12 protein-coding genes are annotated in these 14,206 nt (G+C 56.5%); 6 read left to right on the top strand and 6 right to left on the bottom strand.

What is annotated here, in order from left to right; translation table 11 throughout:
• Positions 1–76: 76 nt before the first annotated feature.
• Positions 77–2,326, bottom strand: coding sequence for a helix-turn-helix domain-containing protein (locus MJA45_RS09915; protein ID WP_315607098.1), 2,250 nt, complete (start codon positions 2,324–2,326; stop codon positions 77–79).
• Positions 2,327–2,603: 277 nt separating this feature from the next.
• Positions 2,604–3,626: a Gfo/Idh/MocA family protein gene (locus MJA45_RS09910; RefSeq protein ID WP_315607097.1), complete on the bottom strand. Its 1,023-nt coding sequence runs from the start codon at positions 3,624–3,626 to the stop codon at positions 2,604–2,606.
• Positions 3,627–3,765: 139 nt separating this feature from the next.
• Between MJA45_RS09910 and MJA45_RS09905 the strand changes: the two genes are divergently transcribed.
• The 4 genes from MJA45_RS09905 to MJA45_RS09890 all read left to right on the top strand — a co-directional run bounded on the left by MJA45_RS09905 (position 3,766) and on the right by MJA45_RS09890 (position 7,500).
• Positions 3,766–4,587 carry a helix-turn-helix domain-containing protein gene (locus MJA45_RS09905; RefSeq protein ID WP_315607096.1) on the top strand — a complete coding sequence of 274 codons (822 nt, stop codon included), beginning with the start codon at positions 3,766–3,768 and terminating at the stop codon, positions 4,585–4,587.
• A gap of 69 nt (positions 4,588–4,656) precedes the next feature.
• A complete protein-coding gene (locus MJA45_RS09900) occupies positions 4,657–5,724 on the top strand; it encodes a lactonase family protein (protein WP_315607095.1) in 1,068 nt (355 codons plus the stop codon).
• A 75-nt stretch (positions 5,725–5,799) separates the two neighbouring features.
• A complete protein-coding gene (locus MJA45_RS09895; RefSeq protein ID WP_315607094.1) occupies positions 5,800–6,888 on the top strand; it encodes an AI-2E family transporter in 1,089 nt (362 codons plus the stop codon).
• A 111-nt stretch (positions 6,889–6,999) separates the two neighbouring features.
• Positions 7,000–7,500 carry a DUF4825 domain-containing protein gene (locus MJA45_RS09890; RefSeq protein ID WP_315607093.1) on the top strand — a complete coding sequence of 167 codons (501 nt, stop codon included), beginning with the start codon at positions 7,000–7,002 and terminating at the stop codon, positions 7,498–7,500.
• Positions 7,501–7,605: 105 nt separating this feature from the next.
• On the opposite strand, the gene ypfJ is transcribed toward MJA45_RS09890, so the two are convergent.
• Positions 7,606–8,451 carry a KPN_02809 family neutral zinc metallopeptidase gene (gene ypfJ / locus MJA45_RS09885; protein WP_315607092.1) on the bottom strand — a complete coding sequence of 282 codons (846 nt, stop codon included), beginning with the start codon at positions 8,449–8,451 and terminating at the stop codon, positions 7,606–7,608.
• Between the two features lie 203 nt (positions 8,452–8,654).
• Here ypfJ and MJA45_RS09875 point away from each other — a divergent pair, with 203 nt between their 5' ends.
• Positions 8,655–9,620, top strand: coding sequence for a formylglycine-generating enzyme family protein (locus tag MJA45_RS09875; protein WP_407083118.1), 966 nt, complete (start codon positions 8,655–8,657; stop codon positions 9,618–9,620).
• Between the two features lie 104 nt (positions 9,621–9,724).
• Here MJA45_RS09875 and MJA45_RS09870 read toward each other — a convergent pair whose 3' ends face one another.
• Both MJA45_RS09870 and MJA45_RS09865 read right to left on the bottom strand, forming a co-directional pair.
• A complete protein-coding gene (locus tag MJA45_RS09870; RefSeq protein WP_315607091.1) occupies positions 9,725–10,627 on the bottom strand; it encodes a metal-dependent hydrolase in 903 nt (300 codons plus the stop codon).
• A gap of 107 nt (positions 10,628–10,734) precedes the next feature.
• Positions 10,735–12,150 carry a sulfatase family protein gene (locus MJA45_RS09865; RefSeq protein WP_315607090.1) on the bottom strand — a complete coding sequence of 472 codons (1,416 nt, stop codon included), beginning with the start codon at positions 12,148–12,150 and terminating at the stop codon, positions 10,735–10,737.
• Between the two features lie 117 nt (positions 12,151–12,267).
• Between MJA45_RS09865 and MJA45_RS09860 the strand changes: the two genes are divergently transcribed.
• Entirely contained in the window at positions 12,268–13,095 is an 828-nt protein-coding gene (locus MJA45_RS09860; protein ID WP_315607977.1) for a helix-turn-helix domain-containing protein, read from the top strand.
• A 96-nt stretch (positions 13,096–13,191) separates the two neighbouring features.
• On the opposite strand, the gene mgrA is transcribed toward MJA45_RS09860, so the two are convergent.
• Positions 13,192–14,181: an L-glyceraldehyde 3-phosphate reductase gene (gene mgrA / locus MJA45_RS09855; protein WP_315607089.1), complete on the bottom strand. Its 990-nt coding sequence runs from the start codon at positions 14,179–14,181 to the stop codon at positions 13,192–13,194.
• Positions 14,182–14,206 lie beyond the last annotated feature (25 nt).

Below are 14,206 nucleotides of genomic sequence, written 5' to 3'. Positions count from 1 at the left end.
GGACGGCATGGTGGCACTCGGCATGGAGGCACTTGGCCCGGGGGCGTCCAGAAGGAGAACAGGCCGGGCAGACAAATCAGCTGTCGGATGAAGCCGGCATGTACTTGCGGAAATCCCCGGGGGTGACCCCCACCATTTTCTTGAATGTCCGCCCGAAGGAGATCGGGTGGGTGTACCCCACTTTGCCCGATATTTCCTGAAGGGACAGATCTGTCTCCAGCAAAAGGCGTTTGGCCTGCTCCATCCGCAAATTCACGAGGAAATCGACGAACTTCATGCCGAATTCTTCTTTGAAGAGCTGACTGAAATATTTGCCGTTTACCGAGAAGGTGTCACTGATTAGGTTAAGGGACAGATCGGGATTCTCATAGTTTTCCTCGATATAAGTGCGGATATCCGACATGAGCTGATGGTTGGACTTCGATTCCCGGGCCTCCAGGTATTGCCGATGAAGCTGCTTGAGGGAACGGATTAGAACGGGAAGAATCTCGCTTATCGTTTCCGCTTTCGTCAAACCGTTCTTCATAGCGGGCAGTACCGTTTCACGCCCGTATCGGGCGGATTCCTCCGGAAGGCCGTCCACCAGCCGTTTAAGCAGGCGGGTTAAATAACTAAGCAGAAGCTCCACGTCCTCCGTCCGCAGCAGATCCTGGGAGAGCTGGTGGGCCAAGCGGTCCACCTGGCTTTCCCAAGAGGAATCGGCTACCCGGAAATCCTTCTCCAGAGCGTCCATGATTCCGATATAAGGATGCGTTTCTCCCGGTTTCTCGGCGGCAAGCTCTTCATATAGGATGACCTGTCCGCCTCCAAGAGACATTTTGAAACGGAGGGCTTCCAAAGCTTCCCGGTACGACTGCGAAGCCGAAGGATAGTCCTCTGCCGGCCCCCCGAGGCCGATCGTCACCGAAAGCTTAAGATTGACCGCGAGCCACGTTCGGAACCGGTCCAGTTCTGCGCTTAGAAGGGACACGTCCCCCTCTTCCCCCGTGTGAGTCATGATCAGCACCGCGAGCCGTTTCTCCCCCACCCATTCGGGCCAGGCGGTCCGGTGCTTTCCTCCGATCAGCTCATTAAGAACATTGGTTAAGGCAAATTTCAGCAGCTGCTGATCCCGCCGGCTGTACGTCTCCAGAAACTCGGAATACCCGTCGATCTCGATGACGGCCGCCGCCATATCCCGGGAATCGCTTCTCATCTGGAAACGCCCCATCATGGCCAGCCATTCCTCTCTCGTTATGACATGCCCGCCTTCCACCAGCTCTTGGAAGAACTGTCGGCGTCGGACGACCAAATCCTCCTTGTATTGCTTCTCATAGGCGGTCGTCTCGTCAATGAGGGTCCCTAGAACCTTCTCAATGTAGGACAGCTCATCGCTTCCCTTCACGGCGCTGCGGTTCTGGTACGCTTGAATCTGCTGCATGATCGTCTCGATCGGCTTGTAATTGCGGCGGGTGATATAGAAGAAATAGCCGATGCTGAGCAGAATGGTGACCGCCCCGACCACAATCCACAAGTGGGAAATGACGGGAACCCAGCCGAACCAGTTGCCTCCCTTGATCCCGCTTACAAAATCCCAACCGATATAATCCGAATGGATCCGGTTGATTTCCTTGCCTTGGGCTCCGGCCGAAACCGGCCCTGCCTTTCCGGCTTGTTCAAGCGGATAGATCCGTTCCTGGCCGTTACCCCAAATATCCAGGAAGGAAAGCTTCGAATTGACGGTTTCGTCGGCTATCCGGACAAGATCCGCTACCCGGACATTGACCACGACGATGCCGTGATCCCCGAAGGGAAGCAGGGCCCTCTTCGTCATAGAGATGACCCTCTCCGGAGGCTGCAGGCTTAAATCCGAGTATAGCCGGGGCGCCGACCACCGGTTGACGTCAGGCTGGCCGTACGCCGCCTTTACGAAAGCTTTGTCCTGGAAATTATCGAGCTTCTCGATCATATTCTTGGTCAGCACCGTCTGGTCCTTGGCCCGGTACAGGTAGATGGACTGGATAAGCGGATTGTCACTCATGATGCCGAGCATCGCACGGGAGGTTTCGTAGTTCAGCATGCCGGGATTGTCCGTATCCTTGTTCTCAAAAAATTGATAAAACGCCGTATTGTTGCCGATTTCCTCCAGAACGATCCGCTCTACCCCCTTCAGGGAGGTGTGCATGGAATCGATCACATACTTCGTATTGATTCCGTTCGCTTTTTCCGTTTCCTTGATGGAAATCTCGCTCATGATGGAAATCGAAACAAAGATAAGGATGCCGATGGTCAGGAAAAGAACGGGCATATAGGACAACAGAAGCCGGTTGTACCAGGTTTTCTTCATGGTTATGCCTCTCTTCCCAGGATGTAAGGAGGTTAAGCGGTTAACCTAACAAGTCGACCGCTTACCCGTAGTACTGTGATTATACTCTTTACCTGTAAACGCTATCAAGCCCTAACGGCGTTCCCGCCCCTGCGGGAGCCTTCCTTCTTATGGAAGACTTCCTCCCCTTCGGCTTATAGAACCATCTAAATCGGGTTCAAGACTCGTTAGGCCGAACGTCCAATAAGAAACAGGCCGGGAACTCCCGGCCTGTTCTTGTTGTTCTCACGCTATTCTGTTAATCGAGGGAAATCATCCGCCCGGTGGCTTCCGATTCGAAGGCGGCCAGAATCACTTTGAGCGAACGAAGGCCCTCCTCGCCGGAAATGGACGGGGCCGTGTTCGTGCGGATGCACTCCACGAAGCTGTCGATGACGCCGCTTGGAACCTGCTTCTCGTTAGTGGCCATAGCCCCTACCTTGTAGATCTCCTTGGAGCCGTCCGTCAGTTCAACCGTCACCTCATCTCCCGATTCCGTTCCGATCTTCACCACCCCGTTCTGGCACCAGAGCACCGTGCTGTTGTCCCCGCCTTTGTACTGGGTCCAGCTCGCCGTCAGAGTTCCAATGGCTCCGCCTTTCATACGGAGAACGCAAACGGCATTATCGTCGACATCCGTCCCCTTCTTGTCGATGGTGCCGATGAAGCTGCCCACCTCCGCCACTTCATCGCTCAGCAGATGACGGATGAAATCGGACTTGTGGACGCCGAGGTCTCCCATCGCGCCCATGGCCGCTTCCTCCTTGCGGAAGAACCAGCTTTCCCGTCCGTCCACGCTCCAGCCCTCCGGCCCCGGATGGCCGAACGAAGTACGGAATGTCAGCACCTTCCCCAGGCGCCCGGAATCGATGATTTCCTTCGCCTTCACGTGAGGAGGCATCAGGCGCTGGTTATGGCCGACCATCAGGTAGACTCCGTTCCGGCGGGCCGCCTCGATCATCTGCTCCGCTTCCTCCGCCGTGGAAGCCATCGGCTTCTCGACCAGCACGTGGGCTTTGGCATCCGCCGCGGCGATGGCCACGGGAGCGTGCAAATAATTCGGCGTACAGACGCTCACCGCATCCACCTTCTCGTTCGCGAGAAGCTCGTCCACGCTGCTGTATGCTTTTCCGCCGTAGGTCTCGGCCATTTCCTCGGCACGGGAAAGCACCGGGTCGGCGTAAGCGACCAGCTCAACATGAGGATTGGAAGCATATTCCGGAATGTGACGGCGCTGGGCGATGGCCCCGCATCCAATAACCGCTACTCTAATGGGGTTCATGTATGATATCTCCTTTTGGGCAAGTGGAAATGCCGGATTTGGTTCCATGGTAACCGAAAATAGGCTAAGATGAAATAACCGATCTCCCACAAACCTGAACTATTTGGTCAAAATCTTAAGCAATGGAGGCAATTGTTCCTTGAATACCGCCTTGTTGATCTGCGGCTATTCCTATCATTCCCAACCCTTTGGAAATAGCCACAAAAACGGGTTAAAAAGCTATCTTTTCCGTCTGCAGACGGAAGGCCGAAGCAAAGTAAGATGCCGCGATAAGGAATATCCTCTTCAGGCCGGGGATCTCGTTCTCCTTCAGCCGGGCGACGACTACGATCTCGTGGTGGAAGAGGAAGACGGCCGGGTGGCGAGCGGAGATTACTACCTGCTCTGCGAAGGACCCTGGATCGAGGAGTGGTGGAGCCGTTCAGAGCGCCCTCCCGTCACACGAATCGTCCCGGATGATCAGCTTCTCGGCCTCTGGAGAAGCCTTGTGCAGGAAAAAAACCGCAGCGGCGAAGAGAACACGGAGCTGGCGGATTGTTTGCTGCGGGCTCTATGTCTTTTCCTTGACCGGGCGGTTTCGGAAACGCTGGAGGCCGACGGAGCTTCCTTCGTCATCCGCAGGCTGAAGAGGTTCATCGAGGAGAACGCCACCTCCTCCTTCAAGGTGGAGCAGGCCGCTCACTATGCCGGCATCAGCGTCTCCCGGGCCGTCCATTTGTTCAAGGCCTTATACGGGAAGACGATGATTCAATACGCCATCGAAATCCGTCTTCACGCGGCGGTCGAGCGGATGAAATACAGCACGATGACCTTGGAGAAAATAGCGGAGACGTGCGGCTTCGCCAGCTATTCGTATTTTCACCGGGTCTTCCGCTCCCATTTCGGCCTTTCCCCGGCCGCTTATCGGGCCAGGGGCGGCGGAACGTTCGCCGCGGCCTCCGAAGGAAGAGCCCTCCGTTAATTGGTCTTTCACGGCCCATCCTACTATAATAGAAACAACCATTATCGAAACCAGAAAGGAAGCTGCCCCATGACCAAACTATTGGCTTACATCGGGTCCTATGCCGAAGCCTCCGCTCCCGGCGTCTATGCCTGCTTGTTCGATCCGGACAAAGGCGAGCTTGAACTAACGGATCAAGTTACCGGCTTGCTTAATCCGACCTTCCTTGCCCTTGCTCCCGAACTCCACACGCTTTATGCCATCGGGGAAAGCCGGCTGGAGTCGGGAGAGCGCATCGGAGAAGCGGCGGCTTACCGCCTGGATCCCGAATCGGGCTCGCTCCGTCTTCTCAACCGGCAGCCTACGGTGGCCGCTCCGACGTGCCATATCTCTATCGACAAGACGGGACAAGCCCTCTTTACATCGAGCTATCACGGCGGATTGATCGGGGTGTCGGCTCTCGAAGAGGGCGGCCGGGTAGGCCCGCTTCGGCAATCCATCGCCCATTCCGGCTCGAGCGTTCTGCCGGTGCAGAGCCAAGCCCGCGTTCACTCGCTTCTCCCGGACCGCTCCAACCGATTTGCGGTCGTCTGCGACCTCGGCCTGGACAAGGTCATCGTATACCGCATTGATCCGGAAGGTCCAACGCTCACGAAGGCCAGCGAGACGGCAACGGCGGCCGGTGCCGGTCCGCGTCATTTTGCCTTTCACCCGTCCCGGCCTAACGGTTACGTCATCAACGAGCTGAATTCGACCATTACGGTCTTTTCCTGGGACGAGGAGAACGGAACGCTGACGGAAATCGAGACGGTCTCCACCCTGCCCGCTTCCTATGACGGGGAAAACGCGACGGCGGACATTCATCTTTCCCCGGACGGCCGCTTCCTGTACGGCTCTAACCGCGGGCACGACAGCCTGGCGGTATTCGCCGTGGACGAAGAAACCGGGAAGCTCCGTCCGGTGGAGCACACGCCTACCGGCGGAGGGCATCCCCGCAACTTCGCGCTGACTCCGGACGGCCGCTTCCTGCTCGCCGCTAACCGGGATGGAGACAACATCGTCATCTTCCGGCGGGATGCCGAAACCGGAAGGCTGACGCCAAACGGGAAGGAACTCCGCCTCTCCAAGCCGGTTTGTGTGAAGTTTATGGAGCGTTAGCCTTCAATCCCTCCTGAATTGGGTAAGAAAAGAGTAGTGCTGCGCTCTTTACCGCTGCCGTCCAGGAGGGATTTAATGGTTACAGACCGTTTCTTGAGAATTTGTCTGCGCATTATAGCCGTTATGCTCATAGTCTATTTGCTGCACCTTATCGCTTTCGTCTTTCACCCGATCGGAGTAATCATCGGTCTCGTGATCGCCCCGTTTGTCATCTCGGGGTTCTTTTATTACCTCCTCCGCCCGGTTATCCGTTACATGGACAACCGGAACATGAACCGGACGGTGTCCGTTCTGCTCATCTATTTTGCCATTGCCGTCGTCCTGGCCATCCTGTCCATGGTCGTCTGGCCGACCCTGCGCCAACAGGTGCTGGATTTCGTCGCGAATGGTCCGGAGTTGATAAAAGGAATCAAAAGCCAGCTCTCGCAGTGGGGAAAGGACAGCTTCATGTCCGAGCTGTTCCCCGACAGCGGCGGTTTGACGGGACGGATCTCCGCCTACCTATCCCGCGCGGTCTCCTGGGTTACCGACTATTCCAACCGGCTTTTCTCCTTCGTGACCGGCTTCTTCATCATCATCGGAACCTGCCCGCTCATCCTTTATTACATGCTGAAGGAAGGCGAGAAGCTGACCGAGAAAATTCTTCTCGTGCTGCCGGTCCGGTTCCGCGGGGAAGCGGGAGACATGATGGAAGAGATCGATACCGCCCTGAGCGGGTATATCGCCGGCCGGATGCTGAGCACCCTGTTCCTCGCGATCATCACCTTTGTCGGGTTTCTGCTGGTCGGCCTGCCCTACTCCCTTCTGCTGGCCATTCTGGCTTCCGTGTTCACCTTCATTCCGTACGTGGGGGTTGTAATCGGCGCCATCCCGCCGCTCATTGTGGCATGGATCGATTCCCCGCATATGGTGCTGTGGGTGCTGCTGGTTCTGCTGATCGCCCAGCAAATCCAGGACCATCTGCTTGCTCCTCTCATTTTCGGAAAAAAGCTGGAAATTCATCCGCTCACCACGATCTTCCTGCTGTTGGTAGCCGGGGATTTCGGAGGGATTATCGGCATGTTTCTCGCCATCCCGCTCTACATGGTGGCCAAAATCGTGACCATCCGCATCTACCGGCTGTTCTTTGCGGAAAAGGTGCAGGAGATTCAGGAAGAAACCTAGCCTGTCAAAAATAGGCCGGGTTCGGCGGGCAACGTACCCGAAAAACCTACAATCAGGAACAGATGGCACCGGTCCCCCGGTTAGCTCGTCTGTTCCTTTTTCGTTATGCTTATGGAATATCTGGTAAATGATCTACAGGAGGAGCAGAAGAAAGCCGCTTACCAAGCCGATCCTTTGACCCACGATATAGAAAGCATACTTCCGTACCGGAGCCGGTATATGGGAGATGCCAGCAATCTGATCAACCTGTTTCAAGCCCTTCCGCTCCAGCAGGCATCGCCCACCTTCGAGCTGAAGCCCGACACCTTCACGGCAGAGGTAAGTTATCGCGTCTCAGCAGGCTCCCTGGTAAAAGAACAGACCGCCCGGGCTCTGCTTTATAACGCAACGGCAGCCTTCGCCCTTATTGATAATCTAAAGGTGCTTGAATTCCAGCTGGAGAATTCCCCGGCCTATCGAATCGAACGTGCCGAGCTGGAGCATTGGTACGGGAAAGACTGGCAGGGCTTGCTGGACGCCGGCCATTGGAAGGATCACGTTCAAGCGAAGCTCGCCGATCCCTCCTATGTTTCCCGCTTTGAGGGGAAGGTTTTATCCCCTATAGCCGCATGAGCGCGGCGGAAGCGTTTTTCTCTGTGCCTAAAGCCATCCATAAAAAAACCTTTCCACCCGCCAACCGGCTGATGGAAAGGTTTGATTATTTTTGTAAGCCTCTTCTTAAGGAGCGGCAGGATCCTTCATGCTGAAGGTGTCCCCTCCATCGACGGTTCCATTCTGAAAGCCTTTGTACAGCCAGGCCATCCGCTGCTCGGAGGTACCGTGGGTGAAGCTTTCCGGCACGACATAGCCCTGGCTTTTCTGCTGGATGCTGTCGTCTCCGACCGCGCTGGCCGCTTTCAGTGCTTCCTCCAGGTCTCCCTTTTCCAGAAGATTTTTGCCTTGCGCATGATTGGCCCAGACGCCGGCGAAATAGTCGGCCTGAAGCTCGAAGCGGACCAGGTAGCGGTTGAACTCCTCTTCGCTCATTTTCTTCTGAAGGGGCATGATTTTATCCGTTACGCCAAGCAGCGTCTGCACGTGATGGCCCACCTCATGAGCGATAACATAGGCCATGGCGAAATCGCCGGGCGCCTGAAATTTGTTTTGCAGCTCGTCATAGAAACTCAGATCGATATACAGCTTTTGGTCCCCGGGGCAATAAAACGGCCCGACAGCTGAGCCGGCCTGTCCGCATGCGGATTGTACGCTTCCGTTATAGAGGACAAGCGTAGGATTCTTGTAGGTGATGCCCTTTTGCTTGAGCACCTCCGTCCAGACATCCTCCGTGTCGGCCAGTACCACCGAAACGAATTGCGACAGCTCCTTTTCCTGCGCCGTTTCCTGATAAGGCTGCGAAGAGCCGGATTCCGTCGTACCGTTGATCATATCTCCCGGATTCCCGCCCAGCAGGGTATAGAGCAGCAGAATGATAATGCCGCCGATTCCTCCCCCGATGACCGTTTTGCCTCCCATGCCTCTGCGGTCCTCCACATTGCTGCTTCCTCTTCTTCCCTGCCACTGCATGGCGGATCCCCCCTAGGTCGAATGTGCTTGTTATAAGGGATATACCCGTTTTTACAGGGGGTTAACACTTTTGGGCCGCTTACAAAATGTTCTAGTGCCGCATGTTCACGATAAATCTGCCCGATATTCAACGGAGAGGCGGTACGGTATAATAGCCGTATGATCGAAAAAAGCATTATACCAAGAAAGAAGGTCGGATGTAGATGACATCGACTCCCTCTTCCTCTTCCTCTTCCTGCTGCGGAGTCAGCCGGGGCTCCGGCGGTCCCTCGGCAGAATCGCCCTTGACTCCCTCGGGGGGTACCGTTCCTTCGCTGGACGGCATGCTTCTCTTGCCCGGCGGCCCCTTTCTAATGGGCACGGACGATCAAGAAGGCTTTCCGGCTGACGGGGAAGGCCCGGTAAGGGAAGTAACCCTGCGGCCGTTCCGCATCGATCCCTGCACCGTAACCAATGAACAGTTTCAGACGTTCGTCAAGGAAACCGGCTACAAGACGGAATCGGAAACGTTCGGCTGGTCCTTCGTCTTTCATCTGCTCGTAGCGGAAGCGGATAAGCCGGGAGTGTCCAGCGCCGCCCAGCAAACGCCGTGGTGGTGGGCGGTGGAAGGAGCGGACTGGCAGCATCCCTTTGGTCCAAGCTCCGATTTGGCCGGCCTGATGGAGCATCCGGTCACCCACGTCTCGTGGACCGACGCCAACGCCTACTGCAGGTGGGCGGGAAAACGGCTTCCGACCGAAGCCGAATGGGAATATGCCGCAAGGGGCGGTCTGGTGCAGAAAAGATACCCTTGGGGCGATCTGCTGAAGCCGGACGGCCAGCACCGGTGCAACATCTGGCAGGGCAAATTCCCGGAGAAGAATAATCTGTCCGACGGCTATCTCGGTACGGCCCCCGCTCAATCCTTTCCACCCAATGGCTACGGGCTCTATAACATGTCCGGCAACGTATGGGAATGGTGCTCGGACTGGTTCAGCCCCGACTGGCACCGAAAAGGTCCCCGACGCGATCCGAAAGGACCCGACCGGGGAGACAAAAGGGTGATGCGGGGAGGTTCGTTCCTCTGCCACAAATCCTACTGCAACCGGTATCGGGTCGGTGCCCGAAGCTCCAACACCCCCGACAGCGCCTCAAGCAACATCGGCTTCCGCTGTGCGGCGGACGCTTGAGGAGAGCTGGTTGCTTCCTATGGTGAAGAACACGTGAAGGCAAGGAAGATCCGGTGCATAACCAAACGAAGCAGGCGACCCCTAAATGAGGCCGCCTGCTTCGTTTATTTCGCTATGGATTCAAACAGGAACGATTGGACGTTGCGGTAAAACCGGGGGTCGTAGACCCCCAGCTCTTTGCCGTTGTCTACGATGACAACGAATGGAGACCATTCGTAAAGCGTTCTTGCCTTAGGATTGCCTTCGAAGAGGCGGTCCAAATCCGCGTCCTCCGCACTCTGCAGCCGGGCTGCCGGCTTCAGGCCCCCCCACAGGCTTCCTTTGGCCAGCTCCACCACGCCGCCCTTTTTGCCGATGACCGTAAACACCCCGGGTACAAAATCCGCCGACAACGCCGTTTGCTCATAGTTCCCCTTCACCTTCTGGTAAAGAGCAGCCCCCTGCAGCGATTGCAAGGCGGTATAGAGGGCGATCAGCAGCCAAACCGCACGGTACACCCGGGGCTTCGCAGGGGACCGGTCAGGCGGCTGGCCGGACCGCTTGCGGAAACGAAGCTTTCCGTTGGCGTAAAGAGCCCCCGCTCCCATCAACAGCCAATAAACGGGATCTACGATCGGGATGGTCCCAAAAGTAATCCTCATGGAGGAGAAGGGCTCCAAGTAGCCCGTGCCCCAGGCATTAAACAGATCGCTCGTGTCGTGAATCCAGACGGCAAGGGCCGCGAGTCCGAACCAGCGCCACCCGCTGACCTTCCCGACGAGCCGGACGGCGGCGGTAAGTAGGGCCGCCCACACGGGCACGAGGAACACGGAGTGCGTAATCCCCCGATGCCACATCTGGTAGCGTCCCCCCGTGTCCCACCAGGCGGAAATGACGTCGATATCGGGAATCTGCGAGCCGGCTACAGCCGTGAAGAGCAGGGCCCTCTTCTCCCGCTTCGTCATGGCCGATTTGTCAACGGTGCCGTATAAGGTAAGACCGAATAAAGTATGGGTGATCGTATCCATCAGGCATTCCTTTCGTCATAAGCAGCTTGTTTATAGCTTACCCGCTCTTAGAACGGAAGGAAAGCGGAAAACAGGACGGAATCCGAAACTTTGCGGCTCTCCCGCTTCTAACCGACTTCCTCCACGGGCTCGTCCAGAACGGCCAGCTGCAGCTTCCTTAGCTCCTGTTTCAAGACTGGAACCACATGTGCATAAGCCGGCTCCCCATATACATTCCTCATCTCATAAGGGTCGCTCTCCAGATCAAACAGCTCCCATTCCGGAGGTCTTTTCTCCTCCAGGGAACCCGAGGTGCCAAGCGCTTCCGCATAATAATAGATCAGCTTGTAGCGCTGCGTCCGGAGGCCGTAATGGGAATACACGAGGTGATTCTCGTCCAGATGCATCCAGTACCGGTAGTACATCGAGGTTCTCCAGTCGGAAGGGAGGCTTCCCTCCAGGATCGGCCGCAGGCTGTATCCCTGCATCTCCTCCGGGATGGTGAGTCCCGCATAATCGAGAAAAGTAGCCGGAAAATCAATGTTAAGCGCCATGGCTTCGGTTTCCGTCCCCGGCTCGACGGCCCGGGGATACCGGACGAGAAACGGCATCCGGAGCGATTCCTCGTACATGAACCGCTTGTCGTACCAGCCGTGGTCCCCCAGAAAGAAGCCCTGATCCGAGGTATAGACGACAAGGGTATCCTCGGCCAGCCCTTCCCGGTCCAAATAATCAAGCAGCCTTCCCACGTTCTCGTCAATCGAAGCGACGCATCGCAAGTAATCCTTGATGTACCTCTGGTATCTCCATTTCTTCTCTTCCTGCTTCGAGAGACCGGCGGGCGGGGAGCCCTTCAGATCCACCTCATCCACCAGGTCCCGGTCCACCCGCATCGCGGCTTCCGAGGCCGCCTGGGCACGATGGGAATAATCATCATCGAACGTTTCCGGCTCCGGGATGTCCATTCCCTCATACAGGGAGGCATATTTAGCCGGCGGCTCCCAAGGGCGATGAGGCGCCTTGTGGTGGCACATGAGCATAAAGGGGCGGTCCTTATCCCGCCGGTCCAGCCAGTCCAGACAGAAATCCGCTGTCAGGTCCGTCACATAGCCGGGAAAGGTCTTCTCCACCCCCATCTCGATAAAAATGGGATCATGATAGCGGCCTTGATCCGGTACGACGGTCCAATAGTCGAATCCGGTCGGGTCCGCGTTTCCGCCGTGCCCCAGATGCCACTTGCCGACCATCGCGGTCTGGTACCCGGCTTCCTGCAGAAGCTTCGGAAAGGTCATCTGCCGGCCGTCGAGCGAATCACATATGGATTTGACGCCATTCAGATGATTATACTTTCCCGTCAGAATGGCCGCACGGCTCGGAGAACAGATGGAATTCGTGCAGAAGCAGTTGTCGAAGCGGATTCCCCCTTCTGCAATGCGGTCGATGTTGGGGGTCTGGTTAATGCGGCTTCCATATGCGCTTATCGCGTGGGAAGCGTGGTCGTCCGACATGATGAACAGGATATTGGGCCTTTGTCCAGCCTGCATAGAGCTTCACCTCCCATCCATTATAGAAGGAACGGGTTTACAAAGACCATGTACAAAGTTACGATCTTAGGTAGAATCACACATTCCAATTTAGGAGGAGTCCTGGCCTTGCTTACCGTGAAAAGTGTCAATTTCGACGATCATATTCCCCATTGGCACAATCGGATGAAACAGGTACAATCTAATGTTTTAATTCTTGTAACGGAAGGGAAGGTTCAGTACCGTTGGCCGACCGGCTCACGGATGGCCCGGCAGGGCGATCTCGTTTATATCCCGGCGGGAACAATTAGGGAAGCCCGCAACACCGAAGAGGGCACCCATCAGAAATATACGGTGCTCTTTACCTATTCGCCGGACCTTTTTCTCCCTTTGCTTCAGGTTAACGAACCGGTTGGCATTCCCACCCGCCGCTTCAGCTATTACAAAGACCGGATGGAATCCCTGTACCGGCATACCCAGGAAAGCAAGGAATTCTATTCCGTCATCCAGGCTGGAATTCTTCTGGAGCTGCTCGGAACCGCCTGCCGGGACTGGACCGCTCCCCGGCTCCCTTTGAGCAAGGAAGCGCGGGTGGACAAGATCGAGAAGCATCTTCTGGCCCATTACCGGAAGACCGTCCGTCTCGAAGAGCTCGCCTCCCTAATCGGCCGCTCCCCTAATTATACGTTGACCCTGTTCAAGCAGGCGGTCGGCCAATCCCCCCTTGCCTATCAACACCGGTTACGGATGGCCTCGGCCATGGACCTGCTGCGCAGCACCCCTTTATCCGTGACCTATATAGCGGAGCATTTGGGCTACTACGACACCTCTTCCTTCTATAAAATGTTCCATAAATTCACCGGCCTATCGCCTACCGCCTATGCGGAACGGGAACGAGGGCTGCAGGATGCTCAGAACGTGGAGTCATCCGGAGCTGCCGACCCGCGCCAACTATCCAGGCTGTGAGGCACGAGGCGGCAGCCCGTTATCCAATGTCATCTAGTTCGGGGTTAACGCAAAAAGGAGCCCGCAGGCTCCTTTGGCGTTTCGTTTTGTTGCGGCTTACTGAAGAATAGCGTCGATTCGCTTCAGCTCTTCCTCCCCGAAGGTAAGATTATTCAGGGCGGCCACGTTCTCCTCAATTTGCGAAACCCGGCTTGCTCCGATCAGCGCCGAAGTCACCCGGCCTCCCCGCAGCACCCAGGCAAGGGCCATCTGGGCGAGAGACTGGCCCCGCTCGGCGGCAAGCTCGTTCAGCTCCATGATTTTGGCCAGCTTCTCTTCGGTTACATCCTTCTCTTTCAAGGCTCCGGACGCCCGGCTGGCACGGGAGCCCTCCGGAATGCCGGTCAAATACTTGGTGGTGAGCAGGCCCTGGGCAAGCGGGCAAAAAGCAATGCTTCCGGCTCCGTACTCGTCCAGCACCTCCTGCAGGCCATCCTCGATCCAGCGGTTAAGCATGGAATAGCTCGGCTGGTGAATAAGCAGAGGAGTACCCAGCTCCTTGAGGATACGGGCAGCTTTCTCCGTCTGCTCGGGCGGATAGCTGGAAATGCCCGCATAAAGCGCCTTTCCCTGCCGGACGGCTTGATCAAGGGCCATCATCGTTTCTTCAAGCGGGGTTTCCGGGTCAAACCGGTGGGAATAGAAAATATCGACGTATTCCAGTCCCATCCTCTTCAAGCTCTGGTCCAGGCTGGCCGTCAAGTATTTCTTCGATCCCCACTCCCCATAAGGTCCGGGCCACATGCGATAACCCGCTTTCGTGGAGATGATCAGCTCGTCCCGGTAGGGATGCAGGTCCGTCTTCAGCATGCGGCCGAACATTTCCTCCGCGCTGCCGGGAGGCGGCCCGTAATTGTTCGCCAGATCGAAGTGGGTGATCCCCAGGTCGAATGCCCGGCGGACCATCGCCCGTCCATTCTCTTCGGTGTCCACTCCGCCAAAATTATGCCAAAGGCCAAGGGAAATCGCGGGAAGCTTAAGTCCGGAGCGGCCGCACCGGTTATAAGTCATGCTGGTGTAGCGGGATGAATCGGCTGAATAGGTCATGAGTTTCATTGCCTCCTTCCGATAT

It is taken from the genome of Paenibacillus aurantius (assembly GCF_032268605.1).
GTDB lineage: Bacteria > Bacillota > Bacilli > Paenibacillales > NBRC-103111 > Paenibacillus_AO > Paenibacillus_AO aurantius.
The sequence above is the reverse complement of the archived record's forward strand: the minus strand, read 5'-3'. Positions and strand labels throughout refer to the sequence as shown.

Coding starts and splice junctions, on each gene's coding strand:
- MJA45_RS09915 (WP_315607098.1), bottom strand. CDS start 2,326: ATGAAGAAAACCTGGTACAACCGGCTTCTGTTGTCCTATATGCCCGTT.
- MJA45_RS09910 (WP_315607097.1), bottom strand. CDS start 3,626: ATGAACCCCATTAGAGTAGCGGTTATTGGATGCGGGGCCATCGCCCAG.
- MJA45_RS09900 (WP_315607095.1), top strand. CDS start 4,657: ATGACCAAACTATTGGCTTACATCGGGTCCTATGCCGAAGCCTCCGCT.
- MJA45_RS09895 (WP_315607094.1), top strand. CDS start 5,800: ATGGTTACAGACCGTTTCTTGAGAATTTGTCTGCGCATTATAGCCGTT.
- MJA45_RS09890 (WP_315607093.1), top strand. CDS start 7,000: ATGGAATATCTGGTAAATGATCTACAGGAGGAGCAGAAGAAAGCCGCT.
- ypfJ (WP_315607092.1), bottom strand. CDS start 8,451: ATGCAGTGGCAGGGAAGAAGAGGAAGCAGCAATGTGGAGGACCGCAGA.
- MJA45_RS09875 (WP_407083118.1), top strand. CDS start 8,655: ATGACATCGACTCCCTCTTCCTCTTCCTCTTCCTGCTGCGGAGTCAGC.
- MJA45_RS09870 (WP_315607091.1), bottom strand. CDS start 10,627: ATGGATACGATCACCCATACTTTATTCGGTCTTACCTTATACGGCACC.
- MJA45_RS09865 (WP_315607090.1), bottom strand. CDS start 12,150: ATGCAGGCTGGACAAAGGCCCAATATCCTGTTCATCATGTCGGACGAC.
- mgrA (WP_315607089.1), bottom strand. CDS start 14,181: ATGACCTATTCAGCCGATTCATCCCGCTACACCAGCATGACTTATAAC.